The organism is Citrobacter sp. Cpo100 (assembly GCF_030332595.1).
Classification (GTDB): domain Bacteria; phylum Pseudomonadota; class Gammaproteobacteria; order Enterobacterales; family Enterobacteriaceae; genus Citrobacter; species Citrobacter portucalensis.
In genome coordinates this window covers 135,249-151,858 of sequence record NZ_JAOWHM010000029.1, presented here as the reverse complement: position 1 = coordinate 151,858, position 16,610 = coordinate 135,249, and the positions used below count along the sequence as shown (strand labels likewise).

Sequence of the window (16,610 nt, the reverse complement as noted above, 5' to 3'; positions counted from 1 at the left end):
TTCCATCGCCTTTCAAAGCCATCCCGAAAAGTATGAACGCGTATGCTTAAACGCGCCGAAAAAGTCTTATTTTGTTATAGACTGCGGTTATTGGCCGCAAGGGTAGAGTATTATAGAGATAGTTTTCGATCCAATTAGTTGATCACACTAATTATGATTTGTTTGTTGGATTGATGTACTAATTATGACCGAATGATAAAAACAAAAACGCCCGCGAAGGCGGGCGTTTACAGGCTTAACGACTTGCAGTGGGCCGGGTTAACTTCCGGCGGCAAGCATTTTATGCTTCTTCGTCGTCACGCAGCGGAACAATCAACATGTCGACGTGGACGGTGTTGATCAGTTGGCGCGCGGAGGACATCAGTTTGCTCCAGAAATCCTGGTGGTGACCACAGACGACCAGATCCATGTCGTATTTTTTGATGGCATCAACCAGAACCTGACCCAGGTCGCCGCTACCGCTCAGGGTTTCGGTGATAGGGTAGCCTGCATTGGTGGACAGCTCGGTTAACGCGTGGTGGGTTTCTTCAGAAATGCGTTTCTGCATGTCGCCCAGATTCACGTCGATGAGCCCGGTGTACAGGTCGGAATAGTTTACGTCAACGTGGATAAGGGAGACTTTAGCATTGTAAGGTCGCGCCATAGAAACCGCTTTTTCAACCAGAACTTTGCTTTCCGGAGAAAGATCAACCGCGATAAGAATGTGTTTATAAGCCATAGTGTTACTCCTTCCATAAGTTGTCGATGACTAGCCTGCTGGCGTTATATGCCGCCGCGTCATCCGCGTCCTGCGAACCTTGTGCGCGGGGCTAGCCCAGTCGTAAAAAACGTACCATATAAGGACTATCCTTACATTATAGCGACCAGGATAATCCGTCAATCCGCCTTGCTTGCCAAATAGTTAAACAAATTTTTTAGTTAATTGCATTGATAGCGATTAACCTTATGGCAAAAAAATTAACTAATCTCCTACACTATCTAAAGAGGCGTTCGGATGCGTGATACTAACACGAACGGTTTCGGCTGCACTCTTCATTGAATGGTTTGGCAGGGTATCGGGGAGCGGTAGTCCCGGAAAGGAGTTCCGTGGGCGGGTCGCCGGGGAGGAGGTATGATAAGCACCATTGCATTATTCTGGGCTTTATGTGTCGTTTGCATTGTTAATATGGCGCGCTATTTTTCTTCGCTACGCGCACTGTTAGTGGTACTTCGTGGTTGCGATCCATTACTTTACCAGTATGTAGATGGAGGGGGCTTTTTTACCTCGCATGGGCAACCGAACAAGCAGATGCGTCTGGTGTGGTATATCTACGCTCAGCGTTACCGCGATCATCATGATGATGAATTTATTCGCCGCTGTGAGCGGGTTCGCGGTCAGTTCATTCTTACCAGCGCGCTATGTGGTCTGGTGCTAATCAGCATGGTTGCGCTGATTATCTGGCACTGATGCCAACAACAGATACAAAAAAAGCGGGTCAGCTTCCTGACCCGCTTTTTTACCGTGCATTCGCTTAGATAAGCTTCAGGGAGAGCCAGTACAGCACCCCGGAAAGAATAATCGCAGCCGGCAGGGTGAAGACCCAGGCCATCAGAATGCTGGTTACCGTTTTACGCTGCAATCCGCCGCCATCAACAACCATCGTCCCCGCAACGGAAGAAGAGAGAACGTGGGTGGTGGAAACGGGCATACCGGTGTAGCTGGCGAGACCGATAGAGACTGCGGCGGTCATCTGCGCCGACATCCCCTGGGCATAAGTCATGCCTTTCTTACCGATTTTCTCGCCGATGGTGGTGGCAACGCGACGCCAGCCAATCATCGTACCAATACCCAGCGCCAATGCGACGGCCATAATGATCCAGATAGGCGCGTACTCAATGGTGCTCAGCATGTCAGCTTTCAGTTTTTTCAGCAGACGCTGATCGTCAGCGCTTACGCCAGGCAGCTTAACCACTTTATCGGTGGTATCAGAGATGCACAGCATAATACGGCGCAGCTGACCACGCTGTTCGACGCTTAATTTGTCGTAGGTTTCCAGGTTCGCCAGCATACCTTTCGCACGTTCCAGCGCGTTGATGGTATTCGCCGGGTGGCAATGGAACTCTGTCGTCGTCGCGGGTGCCGCGTCCGTCGGGGACGGAATCAGCTGGTCTACGCCTGTGGCCTGTTTAAGCAGGTCAGGGCGCTGCTGGAAGAAGACTTCGACGTTATTGATTGCATCACGGGTACGGGTAATCTCGTAACCGGAAGCATTCATATTCACCACGAAGCCTGCAGGCGCTACGCCAATCAGCACCAGCATCACCAGACCAATGCCTTTCTGCCCGTCGTTAGCGCCATGAGAGAACGCTACGCCGATAGCGGAGAGGATCAGTGCGATACGGGTCCAGAACGGCGGCTTTTTCTTGCCATCTTTCTTTTCACGTTCTGCTGGCGTCAGGTGGATACGGGCACGTTTTTTTGTACCGCTCCAGTAACGACGCAGAATGAAAATAAGACCGCCTGCAACCACCAGACCAACAATTGGCGAGATGATAAGCGAAGCAAAAATACCGATAACTTTCGGAATGTTAAGTGCGTCCACCACTGAGGTGCCGGTCATCAGTGCATTGGTTAAACCAATACCGATAATGGCGCCAATCAGCGTGTGGGAGCTGGATGCAGGTAAACCAAAGTACCAGGTACCCAGGTTCCAGATAATTGCCGCCAGCAGCATGGAGAACACCATGGCAAGGCCATGTGACGATCCCATATTAAGCAGCAGATCCGTTGGTAGCATATGCACGATGGCATACGCCACGCTGAGACCACCCAGCAAAACACCAAAGAAGTTGAACAACGCAGCCATGACCACCGCCAATTGCGAACGCATTGCACGGGTATAGATCACGGTTGCGACAGCATTGGCTGTGTCATGGAAGCCGTTAATTGCTTCGTAGAACAGCACAAAAGCCAGAGCAAGCAATAGTAAAAGCCCGGTATGTAAATCCAGGCCAGCAAACAAATGTAGCATAGGACGTTACGCCATTTTGAGGACATGAACGCGGCGCATTATCAGTGACTTTGGCGGCGCGGGCAAAGTGAAATATAGAGTTTTTTTGATTTGTCTCCTGCTTTGTTTTACACCACTAAAGAATTATCCTATATATTTCAGTTAAATACCCTTTATCGGTAGTTTGGTGCTGGTGCGACCACTGAGGAATCTTTACAATTCACACCCGCTTTTTAGAGAGGATCGCAACGTGGAAAGGTTTGATACCGTTATTATAGGCGCTGGCGCAGCGGGTATGTTTTGTGCCGCGCAGGCAGGACAAGCAGGTAGTCGAGTACTGCTTATTGATAATGGTAAAAAGCCAGGACGCAAGATTCTCATGTCTGGCGGGGGACGCTGCAACTTTACCAATCTTTATGTCGAACCGGCCGCCTATTTGAGCCAAAACCCCCATTTTTGCAAATCGGCACTGGCGCGTTACACGCAGTGGGATTTTATCGAACTGGTGGGCAAACACGGTATTGCCTGGCATGAAAAAACGCTGGGTCAGCTGTTCTGCGATGATTCCGCTCAGCAAATTGTCGATATGCTGGTAGACGAGTGTGAAAAAGGTAACGTAACTATGCGGTTACGGAGCGAAGTCCTGAGCGTGGTGCAGGATGATGAAGGTTTCACCCTCGAACTGAACGGCATGACGGTCGGCACGAAAAAACTGGTTATCGCTTCCGGTGGGCTTTCCATGCCGGGTCTGGGGGCAACGCCGTTTGGTTATAAAATTGCCGAACAGTTTGGTCTGAAGGTGTTGCCAACGCGCGCGGGACTGGTGCCCTTTACGTTGCATAAGCCACTTCTGGAGCAGCTTCAGGTGCTCTCTGGCGTGTCGGTCTCCTCCGTTATCACCGCCGAAGACGGCACCGTATTTCGCGAAAATCTGCTCTTTACACACCGAGGACTTTCGGGCCCAGCTGTTTTGCAGATTTCCAGTTTTTGGCAGCCAGGCGAATTTGTCAGCATTAATTTGTTGCCGGATGTTGACCTGGTGAGCTTCCTCGACGAACAACGTAGCGCACACCCTAACCAGAGCTTAAAGAATACCTTAGCAATGCAATTGCCAAAGCGTCTGGTGGAATGCTTGCAGCAGTTAGGGCAAATTCCTGACGTGTCTCTGAAGCAGCTTAACGTACGCGATCAGCAAACGCTGGTTGAGACGCTGACCGAGTGGCGGGTACAGCCGAACGGTACGGAAGGGTATCGTACCGCTGAAGTCACGTTGGGCGGCGTCGATACCAACGAGCTGTCATCGCGCACGATGGAAGCCCGCAAAGTGCCAGGGCTCTACTTTATCGGCGAAGTGATGGACGTCACCGGCTGGTTGGGTGGCTATAACTTCCAGTGGGCATGGTCGAGCGCCTGGGCATGCGCGCAGGATTTGGTATCTGAATAAGCGAAGACGATACGTTGAGCGTGGACCCGCTGCGTTTTACATAAAGCTCACTTGTGAAATTTGCCCGGTAAATGGATTGCCGGGCACGATTTTTTTCCTGCAACATACCTGCTACAACCGAATAGACATATTGAATCCAGGTGTTAGTATTCAATAGACAGCAGTAATGAGTATGCGTGTTTCATTTCCGGCCAGGAACGCTGATGATGACAACATTACTACCCGATTTCACAGCATTTTCATCATTCACTTCCTTCGCGGCGCAGGTTGCTTACATGCCTGTCTGCTCTCTGGCCATTGTTTCTCATTCCTTCTTATCCCGGATGGAATCTCCCGTTGAATAGCTGTTCAGTGGGCTTTGTGACACGCATCGTTTGATAACAGGGATTACGGCGGGTCGAATATGGATAAGTTTAAACGTCATATGATGTGGTGGGTGGCGGGCATCCTGGTCGTGGTGGCCGCGATAGCATGGTGGATGCTTCGTCCTGCGGGAATACCGGAGGGGTTTGCAGCCAGCAACGGCAGAATTGAAGCCACTGAAGTGGATATTGCCACCAAAATTGCCGGGCGAATTGACACGATCCTCGTGTCGGAAGGGCAGTTTGTTCGTCAGGGCGAAGTGCTGGCGAAAATGGATACCCGCGTGCTGCAGGAGCAGCGGCTGGAAGCGGTAGCCCAAATCAAAGAGGCCGAAAGTGCGGTGGCGGCGGCGCGGGCGCTGTTAGAGCAGCGGCAAAGTGAAATGCGCGCCGCGCAGTCGGTGGTAAAACAGCGTGAGGCGGAACTGCAGTCGGTCTCTAAACGCCACGTCCGCTCCCGTTCGCTATCTCAGCGTGGGGCTGTGTCTGAGCAACAGCTGGATGACGACAGGGCTGCGGCAGAAAGCGCACGCGCTGCACTGGAATCCGCAAAGGCGCAGGTCTCTGCGGCAAAAGCCGCAATTGAAGCCGCTCGCACCAGTATCATTCAGGCGCAAACCCGCGTAGAAGCCGCGCAGGCTACCGAACGTCGTATTGCGGCTGATATTGATGACAGCGAGCTGAAAGCCCCGCGGGATGGTCGCGTACAGTACCGCGTAGCTGAACCTGGCGAGGTGCTTTCCGCGGGCGGTCGCGTGCTGAATATGGTCGATCTCAGCGATGTCTACATGACGTTCTTCTTGCCAACCGAACAGGCTGGTTTACTGAAGATTGGTGGAGAAGCGCGGCTGGTGCTGGATGCTGCGCCGGATCTGCGTATTCCGGCGACCATCAGCTTTGTGGCTAGCGTCGCGCAGTTCACGCCGAAAACGGTCGAAACCAGCGATGAACGGCTGAAACTGATGTTTCGCGTCAAAGCGCGTATCCCGCCAGAGCTGTTGCAGCAGCATCTGGAGTACGTGAAAACCGGTCTGCCGGGCATGGCGTGGGTGCGTGTTGATGAAAGTCGCGCCTGGCCTGACGACCTGGTGGTGAGGTTGCCGCAATGACGCATCTGGCGCTGGTTCCCGTTCCTCCCGTGGCGCACCTTGACGGCGTGAGTCAGCATTACGGGAAAACGGTAGCGCTGAACAATATCACGCTGGATATCCCTGCCCGCTGTATGGTGGGGTTGATTGGCCCGGATGGCGTCGGAAAATCGAGCCTGCTGTCGCTCATCTCCGGCGCGCGGGTCATTGAACACGGCAACGTGATGGTGTTGGGTGGCGATATGCGCGACCCAAAACATCGCCGGGATGTCTGCCCGCGCATTGCCTGGATGCCGCAGGGGCTGGGGAAAAACCTGTATCACACGCTGTCGGTATATGAGAACGTCGATTTCTTTGCCCGCCTGTTTGGGCATGACAAAGCGGAGCGTGAGGCGCGGATTACCGAGCTGCTGAATAGCACCGGACTGGCACCGTTTCGCGACCGTCCTGCCGGGAAACTCTCGGGCGGGATGAAGCAAAAGCTGGGGCTGTGCTGCGCGTTAATCCACGACCCGGAACTGTTAATTCTCGATGAACCCACCACCGGGGTCGACCCGCTGTCCCGCGCCCAGTTCTGGGATCTGATTAACAGCATTCGCCAGCGGCAGACCAACATGAGCGTGCTGGTTGCGACCGCTTATATGGAAGAAGCCGAGCGCTTTGACTGGCTGGTGGCGATGAATGCCGGGGAGGTGTTAGCTACCGGGAGCGCGCAGCAGCTACGTGAGCAAACCAACAGCAACACGCTGGAGCAGGCGTTTATCGCGCTGTTACCTGAAGCCCAGCGCCAGGCGCATAAACCGGTAGTGATCCCGCCGTATCACGCTGAGCAGGAAGAGATTGCCATCGAGGCGAAAAACCTGACCATGCGCTTCGGTAAATTTGTGGCGGTGGACCACGTTAACTTCCGCATTCCGCGCGGGGAAATCTTCGGTTTTCTCGGCTCCAACGGCTGCGGTAAATCCACCACCATGAAAATGCTCACCGGACTGCTGCCCGCAAGCGAAGGCGAGGCGTGGCTGTTTGGACAAGCGGTTGATCCGAAGAATATCGATACCCGCCGCCGGGTAGGCTATATGTCGCAGGCATTTTCGCTCTACAGCGAGCTGACCGTCCGGCAAAACCTCGAACTACATGCGCGGCTGTTCCATATCCCCGAAGCAGAAATCCCTGGGCGGGTGCAGGAGATGAGTGAGCGCTTTTCGCTGACCGATGTCGAAGATGCGCTGCCCGGTGCGCTGCCGTTGGGGATCCGTCAACGCCTGTCGCTGGCGGTGGCGGTGATCCATCGTCCGGAGATGCTCATTCTTGATGAACCGACCTCCGGGGTCGATCCGGTTGCGAGGGATATGTTCTGGCAACTGATGGTCGACCTGTCGCGCCAGGACAAAGTGACCATTTTTATCTCCACCCACTTTATGAACGAAGCGGAGCGCTGCGACCGCATGTCGCTGATGCACGCCGGAAAAGTACTGGCCAGCGGTACGCCGCAGGAGCTGGTGAAACAGCGTGGAGCTGCCAGTCTGGAAGAGGCGTTTATCTCCTGGTTGCAGGAAGCGGCAGGCCCGGCGCCGGAAGCTCAGTTAGCGCCAGCCAATGTCCAGACAGTGCATGAAAACAGTAAGCCGCCGCGGCAAGGCTTTAGCCTGCGGCGCTTGTTCAGCTACAGCCGTCGTGAAGCGCTGGAGCTGCGACGTGACCCGGTACGTTCAACGCTGGCGCTGATGGGCACGGTGATCCTGATGCTTATCATGGGCTACGGCATCAGCATGGATGTGGAAAACCTGCGTTTTTCGGTGCTCGACCGCGACCAGACCGTCAGCAGCCAGGCGTGGACGCTGAATCTGGCGGGATCGCGCTATTTTATCGAACAACCGCCGCTCACCAGTTATGACGAGCTGGACAAACGGATGCGTTCTGGCGAAGTTGCGGTAGCAATTGAAATTCCGCCAAATTTTGGCCGCGACATCGCGCGTGGAACGCCGGTGAAGATTGGCGTCTGGGTCGATGGCGCAATGCCAAGCCGCGCTGAAACGGTCAGGGGTTACGTGCAGGCGATGCACCAGACCTGGCTGCAGGATGTGATGGCGCGCCAGCCAAATGCCAGCGGGCAAAACGGGCTGATGACCATTGAAACTCGCTATCGTTACAACCCGGATGTGAAGAGTCTACCGGCGATTGTTCCGGCAGTGATCCCACTGCTGTTGATGATGATCCCTTCCATGCTCAGCGCCCTCAGCGTGGTGCGTGAGAAAGAGCTGGGGTCGATTATCAATCTGTACGTTACGCCCACGACCCGCAGCGAGTTTTTACTCGGCAAACAGTTGCCGTACATCGTGCTGGGCATGCTGAACTTCCTGCTGTTGTGCGCGCTGTCGGTGTTTGTATTCGGCGTTCCGCATAAGGGTAGCTTTGTGACCCTGACGCTGGCTGCGCTGCTGTACGTCACCATTGCCACCGGGCTGGGGCTGTTAATCTCCACGTTTATGAAAAGCCAGATCGCGGCCATTTTTGGTACGGCGATTATTACGCTGATCCCGGCGACGCAGTTTTCCGGAATGATCGATCCAGTTGCCTCGCTGGAAGGGCCGGGTCGGTGGATTGGTGAAATTTATCCGACCAGCCATTTTCTGACCATCGCGCGTGGAACGTTCTCTAAAGCGTTGGATCTGACCGATCTCTGGCAACTGTTTATTCCGCTGGCGGTAGCCATTCCGGTGGTGATTGGTCTGAGCGTATTACTGCTGAAAAAACAGGAGGGGTGATGCGCCGATTACGCAATATTTATAACCTCGGCATCAAAGAGTTGCGCAGCCTGCTGGGTGACAAAGCGATGCTGACGCTGATCGTCTTCGCCTTCACTATTTCGGTTTATTCTTCCGCGACCGTCCTGCCGGGTTCGCTGCATCTGGCACCGATTGCTATTGCCGATATGGACCAGTCGCAGTTGTCGAATCGGATTGTGAACAGCTTTTATCGCCCGTGGTTTTTACCGCCGGAGATGATCACTGCCGATGAAATGGATGCCGGGTTGGACGCCGGGCGCTATACCTTCGCCGTAAACATTCCGCCTGATTTTCAGCGCGATGTGCTGGCCGGACGACAACCGGATATACAGGTTAACGTCGATGCCACGCGGATGAGCCAGGCGTTTACCGGCAACAGCTATATCCAGAATATCATCAGCGGCGAGGTGAACAGCTTTGTGGCGCGTTACCGCGATAACAATGAGCCGCCGGTGGCGCTGGAAATGCGCATGCGCTTTAACCCTAATCTGGAACCCGCCCGCTTTGGCGCGGTGATGGCGATTATCAACAATATCACTATGTTGGCGATTGTGCTGACCGGTTCGGCGTTGATCCGCGAACGCGAGCACGGGACCATTGAACATCTGCTGGTGATGCCGGTGACGCCGTTTGAGATCATGATGGCAAAAATCTGGTCGATGGGGCTGGTGGTGCTGGTGGTTTCCGGTCTGTCGCTGATGCTGATGGTAAAAGGCGTGCTCGGGGTGCCGATTGAAGGTTCGATACCGTTGTTTATGCTGGGCGTGGCGCTGAGCCTGTTCGCCACCACCTCGATCGGCATTTTTATGGGGACGCTGGCGCGCTCTATGCCGCAACTGGGGCTGCTGATGATTCTGGTGCTGCTGCCGTTACAGATGCTCTCAGGTGGCTCCACACCGCGTGAAAGCATGCCGCAGGCGGTGCAGGACATTATGCTGACCATGCCGACTACCCATTTCGTCAGTCTCGCGCAGGCGATACTTTATCGCGGAGCCGGGTTTAGCATTGTCTGGCCGCAGTTTCTGACGCTGCTGGCGATTGGCAGCGCGTTCTTCCTGATAGCACTGCTGCGTTTCAGAAAGACGATTGGTACGATGGCGTAATCATTATTGCCGGGGGTGCTTCGCTTGCCTGGCCTACAAACGGTAACGGACGTAGGCCGGATAAGGCGTAGCCGCCATCCGGCATCCCGCAACGAAACAGGCAATTACTCTTCTTTCGGCAGGCACTGTAAATGGCCGTGGCGCACGCCGCGCTGGGAAATCACGTCATCGGCAAAATGCTGTACATCGCCCATGTCGCCTTTTAGCACGGCGATTTCCAGGCAGTCGTCATGGTTGATGTGCACGTGCAGCGTGGCGACCGATAAATCGTGATGGTGGTGTTGGGTAGAAACAATACGGCTGGCCAGATCACGCTTCTCATGCTCATAAACATACGAGAGCACCGCGAAGCCCTGAGTGCCGTGTTCAAGGGTAGTTTCCTGCGCCAGTGCGCCACGCAGAATATCGCGGATCGCTTCGGAACGGTTGTTGTAGCCACGGCGCTGACTCAGGCCGTCGAGCGTTTCCAGTAAATCGTCATCGAGGGTAATGGTGACTCGTTGCATCTGCAGTTAACCTTTCATGTGGCGCGTTGGCGCACAGGGAGTAAGGGGAATAGCGTATTTTGTAACACACGTCCGGCATCCGGGGAAAAGGTTAATGCTCTCGCAATAAACGCAGCAGAGTACTGACCTGTTCATCCAGCGGGGCAAGCGTATCTTTAACGATCAGATGCAAAGGCGTGGCGCGGCGAGCACCATGGCTTAACGGCAGTGGGCGTAAAAGCCCCTGATCAAGCTGCGTCTGAATACGTTCCTCAGGCAGCCAGCCGTAACCGACCTGATACATCACCGCATCAATCGCGGCATCAATGGTCGAGAAGGTCCAGGCATCGCGCACCGGTTGTTGTGGGTTGTCGCGATCGGCAATGCGAATCAGCGGCCAGGCGCGTAATGCATCTTCATTCAGCGGCGCATCCAGCATGCAGAGTGGGTGATCGCGGTGGGCCACGGCCACGAAGTCAATATTCATCAGCCATTCGCCGCGTCCGGTGACATCCTGACGCCGGGTCAGGACCATTACGTCCGCATCGGCATGTGCTGCCAGTCGAGCATCGCCATTCTCCAGGACTTCGGTCAGACGCACCTGCGTTTGCGGCCAGGCCTGCTGAAACTGTTTGAGAATGGCAAACAGGCGTTTGCGTGGGAAGATGCTATCTACCATCAAATCCAGCCGCGTTCGCGTACCGTTTTGTAACGTTGCGGCCCGGGTTTCCACCCATAAAAAGGCCTTCAGTAGCGGTTTGACCTGATTGAGCAATAGCTCTCCGGCCGGGGTCAGGACAGCCCTGCGGCCTTCCGGGGTCAGCAGCGTTACGCCAAGTCGCTCCTGTAACAGTGCCAGATTATAGCTTACCGAAGACTGGCTACGGTTGGTCTCTTCCGCCGCTTTAGCGAAGCTGCCCAGCTCCACCACTTTCTCCAATAGGGCCCACTGCTCGAGGGTTGTTTTGTGCATAACTCATCTAATAATTGAATGAATTTGATGCAAACATAGCGTTATTCATCCAATTTTTGAAGCGTTAAGATCCTCGCATCAAGTAAGAGGAGAACGAATATGAGCGCGTTTGATAAACATGATTTAAGCGGATTTGTCGGCAAACATCTGGTCTATACCTACGATAATGGCTGGAATTACGAGATCTACGTGAAAAACGACACTACGCTGGATTACCGCATTCACAGCGGTATTGTGGGGAATCGTTGGGTGAAAGATCAGCGGGCCTATATTGTGCGGGTGGGGGAGAGCGTTTATAAAATTTCGTGGACCGAACCGACCGGGACCGACGTCAGTCTGATCGTAAACCTGGGTGACAAACTCTTTCACGGCACCATCTTTTTCCCTCGCTGGGTGATCAATAATCCGGAAAAAACGGTCTGCTTCCAGAATGACCATATTCCGCTGATGATGTCGTACCGCGATGCCGGCCCGGCGTATCCCACCGAGGTGATTGATGAGTTCGCGACTATCACTTTCGTACGTGACTGCGGCGCGAACAATGATGACGTTATTGCCTGTGCGGCGAGCGAGCTGCCGAAAAACTTCCCGGAAAATTTACGCTAAGGCTTCCAGTCGCTGCACGGCGTCTGCTGTCAGGGTAAACGGCGTGGGGGTGCACACCGCCAGGCTCAGGGTATCGAGCTGGCACTGGCTGACGGAGAGTGAGGAAGTTAACGCGGTACTGTCGACGCTGACGATTTGCCAGGCACTGCCGCCGCGCTGCTTCACGATCGCTTCTTTACGCGTCCAGATGCGCCAGAACGCCGCCAACTGTTGTTCCGGGCGTTCGGCCTCGACTTCGGCATGCTCACCAAGACTGAATACCGTATTTGCCAGCGTTTGCCAGTTATCGCGCGGGCGAACGACTTCTATATCGCAGCCGACTTCCCCTTCGTCGCTGAGCAGCAGGGCGATATCATCACCGCTGTGGCTGAGATTGAACCACAGCGGCGTGTCAGCAGAAAAGGCCGGTTTTCCTTGCTCGCCATAGACGATGTCTGGTAATGGCGAAAGGGCATGGGAAAGCAGCACGCGACCGGCCAGCCAGCGCGCACGGCGAGCACCTTGCGGCGCTTGCTCACTCAGTGCGGCAGGCAGTGCACCAGCGCTTAAAACAGAAACTTTCCCAAGAACGATCCGGTACATATTAGGGCTAACCTTTAGTAATAATGGGGTTGTGTATCATTCTTCACATGCTGTTTGCAAGTTTATCCCGGTAATCGGCTTTTGGGCCTGCCGGGCCCCAGCAAAATCGCCAGTTTGCTGCCGCCTTTGGTGGTTTCCATCCAGATTTTACACACGCTGGTTAACGGCACGGAGAGCAACATGCCGACCGGACCGAGCAGCCATCCCCATACCAACAGAGAGAGGAAGACGATTAGCGTCGATAATCCCAGCCGATGCCCCATCATTCGGGGTTCGAGAATATTGCCAATCACCATATGCACCACCAGAAACAGTGCGCCAACCAACAGACATTCGTAAATGCCATTAAAAAGCAGTGCCTGGATCATGGGCGGGACGGCGGAAATGACCGAGCCAATGTTGGGCACGTAGTTTAACAGGAATGCCAGTACGCCCCACATCAGAGCAAACTGAATCCCCATCAGTGCCAGTCCCAGCCAGATTATGGAACCGGTCCATAAGCTGAGCAGCGTTTTCAGCGCCAGATAGTGTGACACACCCTTCAGCGCTCGATGTAGCCCCGCAATGTGGATTTGCGGATTATTCAACGCAAAACGCATCTTATAGGGGACATGACGCACCTCAAACAGCATAAAAACTACCGTCATCACCAGCAGAAAGACGCTGGCCATGGCACCAGAAAGACTCGTCATCAGCGTGGTTGTGAAGGTCATCAGCTTGTCAGAGTCCATGCGTTGCAGTATACGTTCCGGGGACATATGCAGATTCAGAAAAGGCACCATCTCTTGCAAATACAGAACCTTGCGCGTTAGCTCCTTATTGTATTTTGGCAGCAGGTCCATGAATTCAGTGATTGACGACGCCAGCACGCCAACCAACGCCGTAAGAACGATCAGCATCACCACCACGACTAAGGTAATAGCGATTGGGCGACCGACTCCCCGGCGGATAAACCAGGTGACCAGTGGATTCAATACAATGGCAAAAAAGAGGGCCAGCAGCAGCTGCACAATGATATCCGCCGCAGCATGGATACCTGCGAGGATCACCACCAGAGCGGCCAGTTTGAGCAAAATGTGCAAACCCGTTTTATCGGGCTGGGTGGTTATCATGTCTTCTTCCTGTTTGCGTTTTTGCATTAAGTGTAGCGGCTGGCTTGCGACTGATATTCCTAAACTGGCTACTGATTTCTGCTCTGCAACATGGTAGAAATGAAACACTGTTGTGAAAACGTGGTGACCCTCCATGCCCGAACCCGTCGCTGAACCGACGCTTAGCGGTTTACGCCTGAACCTGCGTATTGTTTCTGTGGTGATGTTTAACTTCGCCAGCTACCTGACCATCGGCCTGCCGCTCGCGGTGTTGCCTGGCTACGTCCATGATGTAATGGGATTTAGCGCTTTCTGGGCTGGGCTGGTCATCAGCCTGCAATATTTCGCTACGCTGCTGAGCCGTCCGCATGCCGGCCGCTATGCCGATCTGCTGGGGCCAAAGAAGATTGTGGTATTTGGGCTGTGCGGCTGCTTTTTAAGTGGCCTGGGCTATTTACTGGCGGGATCAACGAACGGCTGGCCGTTGGTCAGTCTGCTGCTGCTATGTCTGGGGCGCGTGATTCTCGGGATCGGGCAAAGTTTTGCCGGGACCGGCTCTACGCTGTGGGGCGTGGGGGTGGTTGGCTCAATGCACATCGGACGGGTGATTTCCTGGAATGGCATCGTGACCTATGGCGCGATGGCGATAGGCGCGCCGCTGGGTGTTCTGTTTTATGCCTGGGGTGGCTTACAGGGGCTGGCGTTGACCGTGATGGGCGTGGCACTGTTGGCAATCCTGCTGGCGCTCCCTCGTCCGGCGGTGAAGGCCAGCAAAGGCAAACCGTTGCCATTTCGCGCCGTGCTTGGGCGCGTCTGGTTGTATGGTATGGCGCTGGCCCTGGCCTCCGCCGGATTTGGGGTAATCGCTACCTTCATTACCTTGTTCTATGATGCCAAAGGCTGGGATGGCGCCGCATTCGCGCTGACGCTTTTTAGCTGCACGTTTGTCGGTACTCGTTTGTTGTTCCCAAATGGTATCAACCGTTTAGGCGGGCTGAATGTGGCGATGATCTGCTTTAGCGTCGAGATTGTCGGGCTGTTACTGGTCGGGATGGCTTCGATGCCGTGGATGGCGAAAATCGGCGTTCTGCTGGCCGGGGCTGGGTTCTCACTGGTTTTCCCGGCGCTGGGCGTGGTGGCGGTAAAAGCCGTTCCTCAGCAAAATCAGGGTGCTGCGCTGGCGACCTACACGGTGTTTATGGATTTATCGCTGGGGGTTACCGGGCCGCTGGCCGGGCTGGTCATGACGTGGGCGGGTGTGCCGGTTATCTATCTGGCAGCGGCAGGGCTGGTAGCGGTGGCGTTATTGCTGACCTGGCGGTTAAAAAAACGGCCTCAGGTGGTGTCACCGGAGGCCGCGTCATCGTCTTAACCGTTACTGGATAACCAGCGTGTTAATGATGTTTTCTGCGGTAGTCTGCGCTTTTTGCTGATCGTCAGCAGGCAGCGTGATTTGCAGCGTCAGCAGTTGGTTGTCCACTTTACCCAACACCACGGAAGAGTATGCGGTCTGGCCTTTGGCCGAGATGATGCTGTCTAACTGCTGCAGCGTGTGGCCTTTCAGCTCAATAGATTTATTGGTGACGACCTGCAGCTGCGGATCACGGCTACGCTGCTGATCTTCCAGACGTTTTGCCAGCACGGCCAGATCTTCGTTGGTGTTGTCGCCAACAATCACAATCACCGCTTTCTGGCCGGTTGCGTCAGAATATACGTGCATATTGTTCGCCTGGGTGCCCAGCTTGCCGCTCTGATCGGTCATATCCGCTGGCAGGGAAAAACTGAGTTTGCCGTCCAGCAGGCTGACCGGTTGTCCGGTGGCGTTACTTTCTGCGGCAGCACCCTCGGCTGGCGCTTTTGTATCGCTATTATCACAGGCCGCAAGCCCCATAACCAGCAGGCCAATACCGACATATTTAACCAGATTGCGCATTGACTTCTTCCTTTCGATAAACGGCCATAACGGCTCATTCGTCCATCTTATCACAACTCGGAAAATGAACCTTTAACTCGTCTGCAATGCAGAGATTTCAGATTTATCTGCCAGCCTTTTCAGTAACATATTCAGCAACACGCCATACATTGGCAGGAAGAAAATAATGCTGATCAGCACTTTGAAGCAGTAATCGACCAATGCGATTTCCATCCAGTGCTCGGCCATAAAGGCATCCGGGCTACGCCAGAAAGCGATAAAGAAGAAGGCCAACGTATCGCTGATATTGCCAAACAGCGTGGACGCCGTCGGTGCCAGCCACCAGCTACGGTTCTGACGCAGGCGGTTAAAGACATGCACATCCAGAATTTGTCCCAGCGCGTAGGCCATAAAGCTGGCGGCGGCGATACGGGCGACAAACAGATTAAAGTGCAGCAGTGCGCCGAATCCTTGCCACGATCCCATATAGAACAGCGATGAAACGACATAGGAGATCAGCAGCGCGGGGATCATAACCGCAAAGATGATACGTCGAGCCAGCGGCGCGCCAAAAATACGCACGGTCAGGTCGGTCGCGAGGAAAATAAACGGAAAGCTAAACGCGCCCCATGTGGTATGGAAACCAAAAATGGAGATTGGAAGCTGCACCAGATAGTTGCTGGAGGTGATCACCAGCAGATGAAATAGCGATAGCCAGAACAACGCTTTTACGCGCTGAGTTTGTGTAAACGGAGTCATATTGTGACCTTTTTGTTGGATGGGGTGAGGGAACCCAATAAAAAACCGTCGCATGATACTGCTTTAAGAGCACATTGCAATGGTTGTTTTTCACGCAATCGTTAACCTGATTGGCTTACGCCACAACAGAGCGTAAAATAACGCCGTTTTTGTATGAATGAGACGACGATGAGCGACCTGTTTACTTCCCCCGACCATACTCTTGATGCCCAGGGGCTGCGCTGCCCGGAACCGGTAATGATGGTACGTAAAACCGTACGCGGCATGCAGGCCGGTGAAACGCTGCTGATTGTCGCCGACGATCCGGCAACAACCCGCGATATTCCTGGCTTCTGTACCTTTATGGAACATGAGCTGGTGGCCAAAGAGACCGACTCGCTGCCGTACCGCTATCTGGTGCGCAAAGGCCAGTAATCTTGTTATGCCGGA

16 protein-coding genes are annotated in these 16,610 nt (G+C 54.3%); 8 read left to right on the top strand and 8 right to left on the bottom strand.

Annotated features, from left to right (window positions below):
* Nucleotides 1–280 precede the first annotated feature (280 nt).
* Nucleotides 281–718: a universal stress protein UspA gene (uspA, locus tag OGX96_RS06065; RefSeq protein WP_003023368.1), complete on the bottom strand. Its 438-nt coding sequence runs from the start codon at nt 716–718 to the stop codon at nt 281–283.
* Between the two features lie 393 nt (nt 719–1,111).
* Between uspA and uspB the strand changes: the two genes are divergently transcribed.
* Complete coding sequence (gene uspB, locus OGX96_RS06060; RefSeq protein WP_003023371.1) at nt 1,112–1,447, top strand: universal stress protein UspB; 336 nt, start codon at nt 1,112–1,114, stop codon at nt 1,445–1,447.
* Nucleotides 1,448–1,511: 64 nt separating this feature from the next.
* Here the strand turns inward: uspB and pitA are convergent, their stop codons facing one another.
* Nucleotides 1,512–3,011, bottom strand: a complete 1,500-nt coding sequence (pitA, locus tag OGX96_RS06055) for an inorganic phosphate transporter PitA (RefSeq protein ID WP_003827471.1) — start codon at nt 3,009–3,011, stop codon at nt 1,512–1,514.
* 229 nt (nt 3,012–3,240) lie between these two features.
* On the opposite strand from pitA, the gene OGX96_RS06050 reads away from it, so the two are divergent.
* The 4 genes from OGX96_RS06050 to OGX96_RS06035 all read left to right on the top strand — a co-directional run bounded on the left by OGX96_RS06050 (nt 3,241) and on the right by OGX96_RS06035 (nt 9,773).
* Nucleotides 3,241–4,434 (top strand): BaiN/RdsA family NAD(P)/FAD-dependent oxidoreductase, encoded by a 1,194-nt coding sequence (locus OGX96_RS06050; RefSeq protein WP_286582427.1) that lies wholly within the window; start codon nt 3,241–3,243, stop codon nt 4,432–4,434.
* A 403-nt stretch (nt 4,435–4,837) separates the two neighbouring features.
* Nucleotides 4,838–5,905: an HlyD family secretion protein gene (locus tag OGX96_RS06045; protein WP_003827499.1), complete on the top strand. Its 1,068-nt coding sequence runs from the start codon at nt 4,838–4,840 to the stop codon at nt 5,903–5,905.
* On the top strand, nt 5,902–8,649 hold the full coding sequence (rbbA, locus tag OGX96_RS06040) for a ribosome-associated ATPase/putative transporter RbbA (RefSeq protein WP_103284611.1): 2,748 nt from the start codon (nt 5,902–5,904) through the stop codon (nt 8,647–8,649). The genes OGX96_RS06045 and rbbA overlap by 4 nt, the downstream gene beginning before the upstream one ends.
* The gene (locus OGX96_RS06035; RefSeq protein ID WP_020996068.1) at nt 8,649–9,773 is read left to right on the top strand and encodes an ABC transporter permease; all 1,125 of its coding nucleotides are present in this window, start codon (nt 8,649–8,651) and stop codon (nt 9,771–9,773) included. Before rbbA ends, OGX96_RS06035 begins: the two co-directional genes overlap by 1 nt.
* 104 nt (nt 9,774–9,877) lie before the next feature.
* On the opposite strand, the gene nikR is transcribed toward OGX96_RS06035, so the two are convergent.
* Together nikR and OGX96_RS06020 are read right to left on the bottom strand one after the other, a co-directional pair.
* Nucleotides 9,878–10,279: a nickel-responsive transcriptional regulator NikR gene (gene nikR, locus OGX96_RS06030; RefSeq protein WP_003827507.1), complete on the bottom strand. Its 402-nt coding sequence runs from the start codon at nt 10,277–10,279 to the stop codon at nt 9,878–9,880.
* Nucleotides 10,280–10,370: 91 nt separating this feature from the next.
* The gene (locus OGX96_RS06020) at nt 10,371–11,231 is read right to left on the bottom strand and encodes a LysR family transcriptional regulator (RefSeq protein WP_100271805.1); all 861 of its coding nucleotides are present in this window, start codon (nt 11,229–11,231) and stop codon (nt 10,371–10,373) included.
* Nucleotides 11,232–11,330: 99 nt separating this feature from the next.
* Here OGX96_RS06020 and OGX96_RS06015 point away from each other — a divergent pair, with 99 nt between their 5' ends.
* On the top strand, nt 11,331–11,837 hold the full coding sequence (locus tag OGX96_RS06015) for a phenolic acid decarboxylase (RefSeq protein WP_008786388.1): 507 nt from the start codon (nt 11,331–11,333) through the stop codon (nt 11,835–11,837).
* Here OGX96_RS06015 and acpT read toward each other — a convergent pair.
* The gene (gene acpT, locus OGX96_RS06010) at nt 11,829–12,419 is read right to left on the bottom strand and encodes a 4'-phosphopantetheinyl transferase AcpT (RefSeq protein ID WP_003827514.1); all 591 of its coding nucleotides are present in this window, start codon (nt 12,417–12,419) and stop codon (nt 11,829–11,831) included. The two genes, OGX96_RS06015 and acpT, sit on opposite strands and share 9 nt — an antisense overlap.
* Before the next feature lie 62 nt (nt 12,420–12,481).
* A complete protein-coding gene (locus OGX96_RS06005) occupies nt 12,482–13,531 on the bottom strand; it encodes an AI-2E family transporter (RefSeq protein ID WP_286582425.1) in 1,050 nt (349 codons plus the stop codon).
* Nucleotides 13,532–13,664: 133 nt separating this feature from the next.
* Between OGX96_RS06005 and OGX96_RS06000 the strand changes: the two genes are divergently transcribed.
* On the top strand, nt 13,665–14,882 hold the full coding sequence (locus OGX96_RS06000; RefSeq protein ID WP_153687796.1) for an MFS transporter: 1,218 nt from the start codon (nt 13,665–13,667) through the stop codon (nt 14,880–14,882).
* Nucleotides 14,883–14,885: 3 nt separating this feature from the next.
* Here the strand turns inward: OGX96_RS06000 and OGX96_RS05995 are convergent, their stop codons facing one another.
* Both OGX96_RS05995 and OGX96_RS05990 read right to left on the bottom strand, forming a co-directional pair.
* A complete protein-coding gene (locus tag OGX96_RS05995) occupies nt 14,886–15,443 on the bottom strand; it encodes a DcrB family lipoprotein (RefSeq protein ID WP_003827547.1) in 558 nt (185 codons plus the stop codon).
* A gap of 72 nt (nt 15,444–15,515) precedes the next feature.
* Nucleotides 15,516–16,181: a 7-cyano-7-deazaguanine/7-aminomethyl-7-deazaguanine transporter gene (locus OGX96_RS05990; protein ID WP_198802847.1), complete on the bottom strand. Its 666-nt coding sequence runs from the start codon at nt 16,179–16,181 to the stop codon at nt 15,516–15,518.
* A gap of 168 nt (nt 16,182–16,349) precedes the next feature.
* On the opposite strand from OGX96_RS05990, the gene tusA reads away from it, so the two are divergent.
* A complete protein-coding gene (gene tusA / locus OGX96_RS05985; RefSeq protein WP_003827551.1) occupies nt 16,350–16,595 on the top strand; it encodes a sulfurtransferase TusA in 246 nt (81 codons plus the stop codon).
* The last annotated feature ends 15 nt before the right edge of the window (nt 16,596–16,610 follow it).